The organism is Pseudorhodobacter aquimaris, from assembly GCF_001202025.1.
In the GTDB taxonomy this organism is placed as follows: domain Bacteria; phylum Pseudomonadota; class Alphaproteobacteria; order Rhodobacterales; family Rhodobacteraceae; genus Pseudorhodobacter; species Pseudorhodobacter aquimaris.
This window is the reverse complement of sequence record NZ_LGHS01000071.1, coordinates 21,841-35,159: the sequence shown is the minus strand read 5'-3', so window position 1 is coordinate 35,159 and position 13,319 is coordinate 21,841. Positions and strand designations below refer to the sequence as shown.

The following is a 13,319-nucleotide window of genomic DNA, read 5'->3' as shown; positions in this document are numbered from 1 at the left end:
CCACAAAGCTGTCGGCATTTTATTTCCCCTCCAAAATGGTTTCAATCGCGGCAATCGCGGCATCTGCACCGTCGATATCAACGCCCCCTGCCTGCGCCATATCCGCGCGCCCGCCGCCGCCTTTGCCACCAAGGGCAGCCGCTGCCGCCTTGACCAGATCAACAGCCGAGAGTCTGTCGGTCAAGTCTGTCGTCACACCGGCCGCAACCGCAGGCTTGCTACCGGTATCGGCAATCAGTACGACCGCGCCCGAGCCAATCCGTGCTTTCATCTCATCAATCAAACCGGGAAGGTCCTTGCCGGAAACCCCGGTCAGCACCTGAGAAATCAGGTTTATCCCGTTGATTTCTTTTGCTTCCGGTCCGGATGCACTACCGCCCATTGCCAACTCACGGCGCAGCTGCGCCACTTCGTTTTCCAGCTTGCGCCGCTCTTCCAACAAGGCCTTTGCACGGGTTGAAAGATCCGCCGGGGCAGTCTTCAGCACCGCTGAAACCTCTGCCAGATTGCGCATCTGCTCCTTGAGGTAGGCAAAGCCCCCTCCCCCGTCAAAGCCTCGATCCGGCGCACGCCAGCCGAGGACGCGCTATCGCCAAGCAAAACAAACAACCCGATTTCACCCAGCCGGCCAACATGTGTCCCGCCGCAAAGCTCCAGCGAATAGGTCCGCCCCTCCGCGCCCTTGCCGGAACCATCCAGCGCGCCCATGGATACCACGCGAACCTCATCACCGTATTTTTCGCCAAAAAGCGCCTGAGCCCCTAATGCACGGGCATCATCAGGCGTCATGATCCGCGTATCCACGGCCCCGTTCTGGCGGATGTAGCTGTTCACCTCGGCCTCAACCTGCGCAAGCTCTTTGGTCGATACCGCCTGCCCGTGGCTGAAATCAAAGCGCAGACGGTCCGGCGCGTTCAGCGACCCGCGTTGGACCACGTGATCGCCCAAGGCGCGGCGCAAAGCTTCATGCAACAGATGCGTCGCAGAGTGGTTGGCGCGAATGGCAGCGCGGCGCGTGTGATCTACTGCCAGTGTCGCACCTTGGCCATTGGCAATCTCGCCTTCGGTGACCTCGGCCATATGGATGAACAGGCCCTGGCTCTTTTTGGTATCGGTGATCCGGGCCGCACCTGTGGTCGTACGCAAGACACCCTCATCCCCGACCTGACCGCCCGATTCCGCATAGAACGGCGTCTGGTTCAGGATGATTTGCACCGATTGGCCCTTGATGCTTTTGGCCTGCGCGGCCCCTTCAGCAACCAGCGCCAAAATCTGCCCTTCGGCGGTTTCGGTGTCATAGCCCAGAAATTCTGTCGCGCCATGGGCCTCAGCCAGATCAAACCAGATCGCCGCGTCCTTGGTCTCCCCCGAGCCGGACCAGCTGGCCCTTGCCTTGGCTTTTTGTTCGGCCATTGCCACGTCGAAACCATCCGTGTCGACAGCACGCCCCTTTTCGCGCAACGCGTCCTGCGTCAGATCCAGCGGGAAGCCGAAAGTATCATAAAGTTTGAACGCAGCCGCTCCCGGAAGATCCGTACCTTCGGGAATTTTCGCCAGCTCATCGTCCAACAGCTTCAGGCCGCGATCAAGTGTCTGGCGAAAGCGGGTCTCTTCCAGCCGCAGGGTTTCCTCTACCAGTGCCTGCGCCCGCGGCAGCTCGGGGTAAGCCGCACCCATCTGACGCACCAAGGCGGGAACCAACCGGTGCATCACCGGGTCCTGAGCACCCAGCTGATGCGCATGGCGCATCGCACGCCGCATGATCCGGCGCAAAACATAACCCCGCCCTTCATTGGATGGCATCACACCATCTGCAATCAAGAACGAGGTGGACCGCAGGTGATCCGCAATCACGCGGTGGTGCATTTTACCGGGACCATCGGGATCGGTGCTGGTAGCATGGGCCGAAGCCTCGATCAGGCTGCGCATCAGATCGGTGTCATAATTGTCATGCTTGCCCTGAAGCAATGCTCCGATCCGCTCCAACCCCATGCCGGTATCGATGCTCTGCTTGGGAAGCGGTGTCAGAGAGCCGTCGGCATGCTGCTCATTCTGCATGAAAACGAGGTTCCAGATCTCGATGAAGCGGTCACCATCTTCATCTGCCGATCCCGGAGGGCCGCCCCAGATCTTGTCGCCATGGTCAAAGAAAATCTCGGTGCAGGGGCCACAGGGGCCGGTTGGCCCCATCCGCCAAAAGTTATCATCGGTTGCAATACGAATGATGCGGTCATCCGTCAGGCCCGCAACCTTCTTCCACATATCAGCGGCCTCATCATCGGTGTGATAGACCGTGACCAAAAGTTTCTCTTTGGGGATGCCGAATTCGCGTGTCAGCAATTCCCAGGCAAAGGGGATCGCATCCGATTTGAAATAATCACCAAAGCTGAAATTTCCCAACATTTCAAAGAAGGTATGGTGGCGCGCGGTGTAGCCGACATTGTCCAGATCGTTGTGCTTGCCACCTGCCCGCACGCATTTTTGTGCCGAAGTTGCGCGCACATAATCGCGCTGTTCTACCCCCGTGAAACAGTTTTTGAACTGCACCATGCCAGAGTTGGCAAACATCAAAGTCGGGTCATTTCGCGGCACCAACGGGCTGCTTTCCACGATCCGGTGACCGTTGCGGTCAAAATAATTCAGAAAGGTAGAGCGGATATCGTTTAGCGATGGCATGAGGCGGCCCCTTGTCCGGCAATTTGCAGGTTTTGCCTTGGTTTAACGACGCAAAGCAGCACTGTCCACTAGCGCAATGCGAAGGGCCGGGGATGAATACCCCCGGCCCCGATAAATCACATCGCTTATTGCAGGTTAATCTTCCAACAGCGGATCGCTGGCAGCGGATTCATCCATATGAAAATTCAAGCCATGAGAGGCGCGGATCTTATCTTCGATCTCCTGCGCTACAGAAGGATTCGATTTCATGAATTGCTTGGCATTCTCACGCCCTTGCCCAATCCGCTCATCCCCATAAGAGTACCAGGAACCGGATTTTTCGACAACGCCAGCCTTGACGCCAAGGTCGATTAGCTCGCCGTTTTTGGAAATACCTTCGCCATACATGATGTCAAACTCGACCTGCTTGAAGGGCGGCGCAACCTTGTTTTTAACAACCTTAACGCGGGTAGAGTTCCCGATGACCTCATCACGATCCTTGATTGCACCCGTCCGACGGATATCCAGACGCACCGAGGCATAAAATTTAAGCGCATTGCCGCCCGTCGTGGTTTCGGGGCTGCCAAACATCACGCCGATCTTCATCCGGATCTGGTTGATAAAGATGACCATACAATTACTGCGCCCGATTGAGGCCGTCAGCTTGCGCATCGCCTGGCTCATCAAACGCGCCTGAGAACCCATCTGCATATCGCCCATATCGCCTTCGATTTCCGACTTGGGAACCAAGGCCGCAACCGAATCAACCACGATGATATTTACCGCACCGGACCGTACCAAAGTATCGACGATTTCCAGCGCCTGCTCACCCGTGTCAGGCTGGCTGATCAACAAATCATCCAGATTAACGCCCAGCTTCTTTGCGTATTGCGGGTCAAGTGCATGCTCGGCGTCCACAAAAGCGCAAACACCACCCTTTTTTTGCATCTCCGCGACAACATGCAGCGTCAAAGTGGTCTTGCCAGAGCTTTCTGGTCCATAAATTTCGATGATGCGGCCTTCCGGCAAACCACCAATTCCTAAGGCGATATCCAGGCCCAGAGACCCAGTTGAGGTCGCTGCAACATCCATCACAGCATTGTCGGCCCCCAGCTTCATAATAGAGCCTTTGCCGAATTGGCGTTCAATCTGCGCCAATGCGCTTTCCAGTGCTTTCGCCTTATCCATTTCGCGTTTTCCGTTCAGGTCCAGAAGATTTGCCGTAGCCATTTCACGCCCCTTTATTCCACAGCCGCGACGGCGCGGCAATCGCGGTTTTGTTCTCCCCTTGTTCTCATGTCGTTTAGCAAGAAACAAGAGGATTTATTTAAAATTGCGATCTTTCCAGTCTTTACCTAAATTGGTTAAAGGTTAGTTTACAAAATCATAGAAAGTTATAAGGGGACGGCATGCTGGTTTTCTGGGATCAAAGACTTGCCTTTCTGGCAACGCCAAAAACCGGCTCAACTGCTATCGAATCTGCGCTCGAATCCCTTTCGGCACTTGCCGTTCAGCGCCCGCCGGTGCTGAAGCACACATCTGTACAACGCTATCACCGCTTCCTTGGTCCCTATTTCGAGGTTGCCTCAGGACAGACGTTCACCGTCGCAGCCCTGATGCGAGAACCCCGCGACTGGTTGGGAAGCTGGTACCGCTACCGGCAGAGAGATGACATTGGCGATCCAAATAAAAGCACCCTCGGAAAAACATTTGAGGAGTTTGTAGGCGCATATTGCCAAAACAGCCCCCCGGATTTTGCAGCAGTCGGTTCTCAATCGCGCTTTCTGCGGTCGCGAAAAGGCCGTGGCGTCGACCATCTTTTTCGGTATGAGGACATAAACAGCTTCATCACATTTCTTGAAGATCGCCTAGGCTGTGAGATCATCCTTCCCCGCCTGAATGTTTCCCCCCCCGGCATGTTGGATCTATCAGCAGAAACCGAAGAAAAACTGAAAAGCTTCGCATCCGAGGATTTTTCACTCTACAACAGCATCACGACCGAGAGACAATTCTAGTGTACCATCTGTCCTTGAACAACTGTCGCTAAGTCGTTCAAAGAGAACGGTTTTGGTAGAAACACGGAATTCGGTATGCGCGCCTGATTTTCCGACAGACAATCCTCCGCATAGCCAGATACGAAAACAACTCGTGCATCCGGGCGCTCGCGCAGGGCTTCTCGTACCCAAGCTGGTCCGTCCATTCCAGGCATCACAACATCCGTCACAAAGACATCAATTTCGAGTGAGCGATCCTCAAGCATCGTCAGTGCGGCCTCTGCATTTTCCGCTTCGAGCACAGTGTAGCCACGCAAGCGCAATGCGCGGGATGCAAATGCCCGCACAGGTGCCTCATCCTCAACCAACAGGACCACACCCTCTCCTGGCTTGTTCAACTGAACAGAGGCCGATTTCTTGTTCACCAATTTAGCTTCGGCACTCGGCTCGTTAACGGGGAAATACAGAGTAAATATTGACCCTTTACCCACCTCGCTTTCAACAAAAACAAACCCCCCCGACTGCTTGACGATCCCGTAAACGGTCGAAAGTCCGAGCCCTGTGCCCTTACCAACACCTTTGGTTGTGACAAATGGCTCAAATATTTTTTGCAACAGATCTTCCGAGATTCCGCATCCTTCATCAATGACCCGAATGACCGAATATGCACCCGCAGGAAGAGACACCCTTTCCCGCTGCGTATCCTGATCAAGCGTCAAGGCCTCAGTCTCAACCCGGATCACGCCGCCATCGCTCATTGCGTCCCGTGCATTGACAACAAGGTTCATCAATACCTGTTCCAACTGGCGTTTATCGGCGCGGATCATGCCCAGATCTGTCGCATGGCTGAGGGAAAGCTTCACACGTTCCCCTACGAGTCGATTCAAGAGATGGGTCATATCCGACAACACATCTTGCAAGTCGATATGCTCCGGCTTCAAGGTTTGCTTGCGTGAAAACGCAAGCAGTTGCCCGACCAAACTGGCCGCCCGGTTTACGTTTTGGTGGATCTGAACCAAATCCGCATATTCCGGGTCGTTTTGGTTATGACGCAGCAAGAGCAGGTCGCAATGACCGGAAATAGCCGTCAGAAGGTTATTGAAATCATGTGCAATTCCGCCTGCAAGTTGGCCAATCGCCTGCATTTTCTGGCTCTGCGCAAACTGCGCCTCAAGCGTCTTCAAAGCTGTTGCGTCCTGCAATATCGCCAAAACACCCGGGCGCCCGTTATCAACGATTCGTCGCAGCGCCACCTGCACATAAACGTCACTTCCCTCACGGTGCAGGCGCATCACCTCTGCAGCGCTGTTGACACGCTCGGCCAAGACATCATCCATCCAGTCCGTGACAGACCGTCCCAGCCCTTCAAACAAGTCATGGATCACCGGCAGGTCATCGCTTCCCAGTTTGGTCAGATCACGAGCAAAAGCATTGGCCGAACGCATAGAACCGTCGGCCCGGAACTTGATGAGCGCAATCGGAAGGTTTTCAAAATCGGCAACCATTTCAGTGCCATCGGGGCGCTCCCGGACCGGCAGCAAATAGATCTCCCGACGATCTCCGGCACCTGTCACCTCTGCCAAAATCGCACGCACCGGCCCGTCGGCGGACGCAACCTCCACCTCCTCGCCGGATCGCAGAACCGGAGAACTGAAAACACGGTCCAAACGCTTGGGCCGTGCCCCAAGCAAACGCCGCGATGCTTCATTGGCAAACAGCACTACCCCGGATTTATTAGCCACAAGCATGGGCAAGCTTAGCATTTCGGCGCCACGCCCCGCCTGTGGGCGATCAACAAATTCCTCCAACCGCCACAAGAAGCGGTCAGGCGCCAAAGCATGAACCGAAAGCCGTGTATGCCCGCGCCGTGTCACGACATCTTCGCGCGCCGCACCAAGATTGCGCGCCCTATTTTGTAACCGGAACAAAACGGAAGACGGACTTGCAAAATGGTCGGTCAGCCGCGAGGCGAGGGTGTTGCCCTCATCCGCTGCAAAGCGCTCTTTGGCTGCGGTATTCAAGAAGAGCACCACACCCAATTCATCCGTTGAAAAACAAGGCGTCGCATCATTGCCGACAAGATCCTCAAGATTGCGTGCGCGTTTACGATCGCCTCTGTCAGACCAAAAAACCAAACCCCGGATAAGCACAACAAGGGCCGCAAAAGTTATCCCCGCCACAGCAGCATTTTGGCGGATCCCGATATCGTTGGAAAGATAGCTGACGACCAAACACGCAACAGCCGGCGCCAGAAGCAACCACAGCTTAGCCCCCAGCCCCCGCGCTGTATGCGCGACGCTGCGCCGAAATTCCAAGGCTTTTATCACCCGTTCCTCCAACTATCAGTGAGTTGTGATCCTACCGGACAAAGGCTTAACCAGTCCTTAATCATACCAAAACAATTATAGGTTGTAGTGTGTTTTTCGGATCGCCAAAAGCGGGCAATTATAAAACCCTTCCCATTTTCCAAAATCCGCCGGAACACAGGCCATCTGCCAACACCACCTGTTTGTACGGCTCTGCAATGATCCCTTGGCGTTCAGGTCCTGACAAGCACGGCACAATAGAACCCGTCGCCGCCCTCCAAGGGCGTGAAATGGTGGTCTGACACAAGCGAAAAATCCTTGTTGCGATCCAAAAATCTCTCTATCTGGCGTTCATTCTCTACTTGAAATAGCGAACATGTCGCATAGACAAGATGGCCTTGGGGTCCAACAAACGTGGACACCTGATCAAGAATTTCATGTTGTAGGCGAATGAGTTGGTCAAGCTTTTCCTGACTCAGCAACCATTTTCCTTGCGGATCACGACGCCATGACCCGCTGCCTGAACAGGGTGCATCAGCCAGAACCGTGTCAAATTGTGATTCCTCTTTCACATCTTCAATTGAAACCTGTTTGACGGATGCACCCGCGCGAGAAGCTCTTGGCTGCAAGTCTTTCATCCGGCCTGTGTCGACGTCATGCGCGTAGAAATCTGCGCGAACGCGGCCAGCCACAGCCAAAACCTTGCCGCCTGCCCCGGCGCAAAAATCAAGCAGCTTTTGCCCCGCCTGCAGTGGGACCAAATCGGCAACCGCCTGAGAGGATGCGTCCTGCAGCTCAACCCCACCATTTTGGAACAGCGTCGAGGTCCGGATCTTCCGCTCCCCTTCCAGAACCTGCACCGCTGAGGGCGACAGCGGGCTGCTCTGCGCGATTATTCCTTCCTGTCCAAGCGCGGCGATGGCATGATCACGGTCCAGTTTCGCAAGATTTGCGCGTAGATAGACGGGGGCCCTGCTTTTCAATGCCTGAGCAATTGCGACAGCTTTATCGCCGTAGGACCGAAGCAGCTCGGGCCATAGCCAGTCAGGAAAATCATTGTTTTCGCCACAAGAGCCACTCAAGCCGCCAGAAGCAAGCTCGTCATCCGCCAGCTTGGGCGGCGCATAGCGATCTGCGCCGAAAATGGTTTCCGGATCTTGCCCTGATGCGCGCACATAGCCGAGTAAGAGCGCTCGCCCTGAACCGCCGCCCCCCAGCGCAGAAAAGCTCTGCTTATTCCTAAGCACATCATATATAATATCCGCAATTGCTGCTCTGTCCTTGGACCCGGCGTACCGATTGTTGCGGCCCCAGCTTGCAAGGGCCCGATCCGCCAGCTCTCCTGATTGGATAAGGTCAAGCAATTCGATTGCGGCGTTAATCCGTGCTGCTGGTGTCATTATTTTCTTCTCTCGGGCCTAAATATCTGGGTTAAGATCGCGCGGGATAACCTTGCCGCTTCCATCAGAAAACTCGAGTCTTTTCTTGGCCCCGCTTACCTCAATTCGCAATCGGTTCCGGGCAGTAAACTGTTCTCGGGTTTCGAATATGCCCTTCTGCAGTGCATTCTTGCCGAATGCAATCACCGTACCAGACAGGGTTGGTAATTCATGTCCAACAAGTACCTGCGGCGCTTTTCGTGTATTCGCAGGCCAGCTAACTCTGGTCAATGCGACCCTCGCCCGCCCCACCCAACACCCAGTCCCGAAACCGGTGGAATGCGGCGATGTCCATGCTGCGCTCAGGATAGGTCAGCACATAGGGCGTGTCCGAGGCCATTGAGCGCGCCGAGGCCAGTCGCAACGCCCCCGAGGCCAGATCCGCGCCCACAAACATTTCCGGCACCAGCGCCAGCCCAAGTCCCGCCCGTGCGGCGGCCAGCACCATGCCGAATTGTTCAAACCGCGCCCCGCGCAGAATGGTGATCGGATCGAGACCCGCATTCAGGAACCAATCAAGCCAAAGGTTCGGGCGCGTGGCCTGTTGTAACAATGGCAGCCGCGCCAGGGCCGCATCCTCCAGCACATCCCCTTCGGGCAAAAGCGCGGGGGCGGCGACCACGACCAGCCGCTCCTCGGCCAGCACATCGACCGATGCCCCGCGCAAGGGGGGCTGTGCGCGGATGATCGCCACATCGCGGGGGTCACGATCAAAATCCAGCGGGGTCAGCGTGGCGGTCATATCAAACGTCACCTCGGGCGCGAGGTCCGCAAAATCCGACAGCTGCGGGATCAGCCAGAGGGCGGAAAATGTCGGCAGCACCGCCAGCCGAAGCACATCACGGTGGCCGCCAAAGGACATCACCGTCAGCGCCGCGCGATCCAGATCGGCCAGCATCCGCTCGGCCTCGGGCAAAAGCGCGCGGCCTGCATCCGACAAAACAAGACGTTGGCGGATGCGGTGAAACAGCGCCACCCCCAAGCGCGCCTCAAGACTGTTGAGCGCACGGCTGATCGCGCTTTGCGTCAACCCAAGTGCGGCCCCCGCACGCGTTGCGGTGCCGGTCCGGGCGGCTTGGACAAAGGCCTGAAGCTCGGGCAGGCTGGGGGTATAGGCGTGGCGCATGCCCCAGTTTATGCGCATTACTCATGAACTTGCAAAGCTATTTCATTTGAAAAACCGCCCGTTTGGCGTTAACTGGAATGTAATTGATGGAATGGAGCCCGCAATGGACAAGCCGACACTCAAAGCCAAAGACGCCCCGGATCTCAACCGTTTCGATTGGGAAGACCCCTTCCGTCTTGATGCCCAGCTGACCGAGGAAGAGCGGATGCTGCGCGATGCCGCCCGTGCCTATGCCCAGGAAAAGCTGCAACCGCGTGTGACTGCCGCCTACCGCGACGAAAGCACCGACCCCGAGATCTTCCGCGAGATGGGCGAGATGGGGCTTTTGGGCGTGACCGTCCCTGAGGAATACGGCGGCATCGGTGCCTCTTACGTCGCCTACGGTTTGGTCGCGCGTGAGGTGGAGCGTGTCGACAGCGGTTACCGTTCGATGATGTCGGTGCAATCGTCCTTGGTGATGTACCCGATCTATGCCTACGGCTCCGAAGAGCAGCGCAAGAAATACCTGCCGAAACTGGCAAGTGGCGAGTGGATCGGCTGTTTTGGCCTGACCGAGCCTGACGCGGGTTCCGATCCGGCGGGCATGAAAACCGTCGCCAAGAAAACCGCGAATGGCTATGTGCTTAACGGCGCCAAGATGTGGATCTCCAACTCTCCGATCGCGGATGTCTTCGTGGTCTGGGCCAAATCCGAGGCGCATGGCGGCAAGATCCGCGGCTTTGTGCTGGAAAAAGGCATGGCAGGACTATCGGCGCCCAAGATCACCGGCAAGCTGAGCCTGCGCGCCTCCATCACCGGCGAGATCGTGATGAAGGATGTCGAAGTGGGCGAGGATGCCTTGCTGCCAAATGTCGAAGGGCTGAAAGGTCCGTTTGGCTGTCTCAACCGCGCGCGCTACGGGATTTCATGGGGCGTTCTTGGCGCGGCGGAATTCTGCATGCAGGCCGCGCGTCAATACGGGCTGGACCGCAAGCAGTTCAACAAACCGCTGGCCCAGACCCAGATCTATCAGCTCAAACTTGCCAATATGATGACCGATATCGCCCTTGGCACGCAGGCCTCCTTGCAGGTCGGACGGCTGATGGACAGCGCCAATGCAGCGCCCGAGATGATCTCTATTGTCAAGCGCAACAACTGCGGCAAGGCCTTGGAGATTGCCCGCAATTCGCGCGATATGCACGGTGGAAACGGCATTCAGGAAGACTACCAGATCATGCGCCATATGGTGAACCTGGAAACGGTCAACACCTATGAAGGCACGCATGACGTACACGCGCTGATCCTTGGCCGCGCGATCACCGGCTTGCAGGCGTTCTTTTAACGCCTGCCTCCCGAACACCTGCAGCATTCTATGTGGCAGGTGTCTTGCCGCGCGCCCGCGCGCGCGGCCTGGCCCAACCTTGAGGCGACGCGGCACGCGTCAACGAATGGCGGGAGCGCCCCTCTCTACAATTTTTCCAGCGCCTTGCGGATATGCCGGTTTCCCCCATGCGTCAGCACCCATCGCCCCATCCTGCGGGCAAGCTCGGGATGGCCCTTGGACACCGCACGGTTGAACAGCTCTTTTTGATAGCGGCCGAACTGCTTTCGCGCACGCAGGCGTTGATAGAAATCGGCCTCGGTCAGTGTTCCGTTCAATGCCGCCAGAACAATCAGCGACAATATCCCCATCTGCTGCAAGCTTGACCCCAGCCGGTGCCCCAAAAGCGGCGCGCGCAGCCTCACCACATTTCCGGCCATAAACCGCGCGACATGCCCGCTATCCAGCGGCTCATAGGGGTCATAGATCAAGGTCACACGCCCCGCCGCGGCCGAGACCTTGGCCGCATCGCCATAAGGCCCCGAGAAATCCCGATCCCATGCGGTTTTATAACGTGTCTCAAAAGGAACCAGCGTCTTGTCCAGCGTTGATTGCGGCGAGATCGCGACCACATCCGCACCCGGACAGGCCGCCGCAAAAGCACAAGCCCCATAGCCCCCCATCGAGGCACCGTAAAACACCACCCGTTTGAACTGTTTGAAAAAACCTGTGTCTTTCAGCGCGTCAAACTGCGCATAAACCCAAGGGTCACGAAACCAGGTCCAGCCCGCCGCCGTCACCCCCAGCATCGACCAGCCCTGTTTCTCCACAAAGGCAAAGCCCCAAGGCCGCCGATCCTCGCGTTTTTCCATCGCAATATCGAGGTTGTCAAAGGTCACGACAAGCGTATCGGAACGCTTGATAAACAACATCGCATGGTCGCCGCCCTCACGGTAAAATCCCTCCTTGCCCGCAAGGCCCTGCGCAATCTCGGCCCAGCTTCGATCAGCATCGGGGGATTGCGGGGTGTCCTTATGCGCGGTTAACAGGACACGATGCACCTCGCCCCCCGCATCTTTGCGTGTGGACAGCCGTGCAAGCGTACCGCGCGGACGAAAGAACGGATAGCCGCCCGAGCCTTTGCGGATATCGGATATCAGGCATCCACCGGGGGCAAGCACATGGTCAAGAACCGGCCCCAATGGCGGAATGCGGTAAAGATCGCCAAAGCCCGTCAGATTGGTAACCACCTCTGCCGGTCGCAAATCATCCTCTTTGCCACACAGATTTATCTGGTCAAAAGGCACACCGTGATCGGTCAGGAATTGCCGGTAGCGCGCAACCCAATCTGACGGCCCATCGGGCCAGAGCCCGTTTCGGCCAATATCGATCAGGTCAATGCTACACCCCCATTTGACCCAGGCCGCAAGGGCCATCGTCTGGGCGTTCCCGCCAATATCGGCAAAACGGGTTACCTGTTTCAAATCAACATCATCCAGCAGATTTGCGTCGAACCTCCTTCGGCCGCGGCCCGTCAGGGGGGCTTTTTGCGGCTGTATATCATGGCGTTGCAACAGCTCTGCGAAATAGCTGCCTTTGCGCGGGATACCGTTGTGCCGCAGATCCAGTTCTCGTTTGTTAGAGGCCCAGAGATGCAGCGCAGTCGTTTCGGGTGTCAACAGGTTCAAAACCTCGGACTGGCGGCGCAGGAATTTCAAGCGCTGGGGAAAGGGTATCGGATAAAAGGCCGCTAGCGGTTGCACCTCATGCGCCAAACCGTGCTTGTGAATGAAATGCGTCACCATCAGCGGGCCCCACACCCCCCAAGGTTGCTGCGAGACATGCACTGGCCTGCCCGCCTCAGCCGCCGCGCGATATTCCTTTTGCAAAGCCTCCTTGAGAAAGGGCGCGATGGAATAGCGATCCTCTGTGAATGCCAACATCTCTTGCAAAACCGCGCTCTCGGCCGGAAGGCCCAGAATCGCGTTATTCACCCGCCGCCCCCCCGGCAGCTCGAATCCCATCACGTAATCGCTGTCATAATCCATCACCCGGTGGCAATAGACATCGGTATCCACCCAGATCATGCCCGGGTTTTTGCGAATCATATGAAGCCGGAAGTAATCGGCAAAAAGCGCAAAGCTGTCTTTTTTCTCGTACTTGATAAAATCATCGGTATCGAGGATCTCACGGCCATCGCGGCGGGTTACACCATCGGGCACATTCGCGACCTCCTCATAAGAGAAAAGCGTGATCTTTTGGCCCTTGTCCACAAAGCTTTTCAGGCAAAGCTGTTCCATCCAGCTTAGCGCCCCGCCGATCCAAAGCGTACCAACCTCGCGTGTTCGTGCCATTCGCAAATGCCCTGCCCTTTGCGCCTTTCAATTCAAAGACGAGTAGCGCCCAGTATCCGCGCTACTCTGGCGAAATTATGGTGTTTTGCCAATGAAGTATAGAAAATCCCGCATGAGTTTACTTGGACCGTATTCCCGCCATATG

Annotated in this window: 7 protein-coding genes and 1 pseudogene; 2 read left to right on the top strand and 6 right to left on the bottom strand. The window is 56.6% G+C overall.

Going from position 1 to position 13,319, the window contains the following annotated elements; genetic code table 11:
• Window positions 1–19 precede the first annotated feature (19 nt).
• Window positions 20–2,676: pseudogene (gene alaS, locus AKU94_RS15585) on the bottom strand (alanine--tRNA ligase).
• Between the two features lie 135 nt (window positions 2,677–2,811).
• Window positions 2,812–3,885: a recombinase RecA gene (gene recA, locus AKU94_RS15580; protein ID WP_050528193.1), complete on the bottom strand. Its 1,074-nt coding sequence runs from the start codon at window positions 3,883–3,885 to the stop codon at window positions 2,812–2,814.
• 179 nt (window positions 3,886–4,064) lie between these two features.
• On the opposite strand from recA, the gene AKU94_RS15575 reads away from it, so the two are divergent.
• Complete coding sequence (locus tag AKU94_RS15575) at window positions 4,065–4,670, top strand: hypothetical protein (protein WP_050528192.1); 606 nt, start codon at window positions 4,065–4,067, stop codon at window positions 4,668–4,670.
• On the opposite strand, the gene AKU94_RS15570 is transcribed toward AKU94_RS15575, so the two are convergent.
• The 3 genes from AKU94_RS15570 to AKU94_RS15560 all read right to left on the bottom strand — a co-directional run bounded on the left by AKU94_RS15570 (window position 4,667) and on the right by AKU94_RS15560 (window position 9,538).
• Window positions 4,667–6,976 (bottom strand): hybrid sensor histidine kinase/response regulator, encoded by a 2,310-nt coding sequence (locus AKU94_RS15570; RefSeq protein ID WP_083445090.1) that lies wholly within the window; start codon window positions 6,974–6,976, stop codon window positions 4,667–4,669. The genes AKU94_RS15575 and AKU94_RS15570 overlap by 4 nt on opposite strands.
• A gap of 212 nt (window positions 6,977–7,188) precedes the next feature.
• Window positions 7,189–8,355, bottom strand: coding sequence for an RsmB/NOP family class I SAM-dependent RNA methyltransferase (locus AKU94_RS15565; protein ID WP_050528191.1), 1,167 nt, complete (start codon window positions 8,353–8,355; stop codon window positions 7,189–7,191).
• 256 nt (window positions 8,356–8,611) lie between these two features.
• Window positions 8,612–9,538, bottom strand: a complete 927-nt coding sequence (locus tag AKU94_RS15560; protein WP_232295780.1) for a LysR family transcriptional regulator — start codon at window positions 9,536–9,538, stop codon at window positions 8,612–8,614.
• An 85-nt stretch (window positions 9,539–9,623) separates the two neighbouring features.
• Between AKU94_RS15560 and AKU94_RS15555 the strand changes: the two genes are divergently transcribed.
• Window positions 9,624–10,841, top strand: a complete 1,218-nt coding sequence (locus AKU94_RS15555; RefSeq protein WP_050528190.1) for an acyl-CoA dehydrogenase — start codon at window positions 9,624–9,626, stop codon at window positions 10,839–10,841.
• Between the two features lie 125 nt (window positions 10,842–10,966).
• Here the strand turns inward: AKU94_RS15555 and AKU94_RS15550 are convergent, their stop codons facing one another.
• The gene (locus AKU94_RS15550; RefSeq protein WP_050528189.1) at window positions 10,967–13,174 is read right to left on the bottom strand and encodes a glycosyltransferase family 32 protein; all 2,208 of its coding nucleotides are present in this window, start codon (window positions 13,172–13,174) and stop codon (window positions 10,967–10,969) included.
• Window positions 13,175–13,319 lie beyond the last annotated feature (145 nt).

Excerpts from the sequence above, each read along its gene's own strand:
- recA (WP_050528193.1), bottom strand. The coding sequence starts at position 3,885 with ATGGCTACGGCAAATCTTCTGGACCTGAACGGAAAACGCGAAATGGAT.
- AKU94_RS15575 (WP_050528192.1), top strand. The coding sequence starts at position 4,065 with ATGCTGGTTTTCTGGGATCAAAGACTTGCCTTTCTGGCAACGCCAAAA.
- AKU94_RS15565 (WP_050528191.1), bottom strand. The coding sequence starts at position 8,355 with ATGACACCAGCAGCACGGATTAACGCCGCAATCGAATTGCTTGACCTT.
- AKU94_RS15560 (WP_232295780.1), bottom strand. The coding sequence starts at position 9,538 with ATGCGCATAAACTGGGGCATGCGCCACGCCTATACCCCCAGCCTGCCC.
- AKU94_RS15555 (WP_050528190.1), top strand. The coding sequence starts at position 9,624 with ATGGACAAGCCGACACTCAAAGCCAAAGACGCCCCGGATCTCAACCGT.
- AKU94_RS15550 (WP_050528189.1), bottom strand. The coding sequence starts at position 13,174 with ATGGCACGAACACGCGAGGTTGGTACGCTTTGGATCGGCGGGGCGCTA.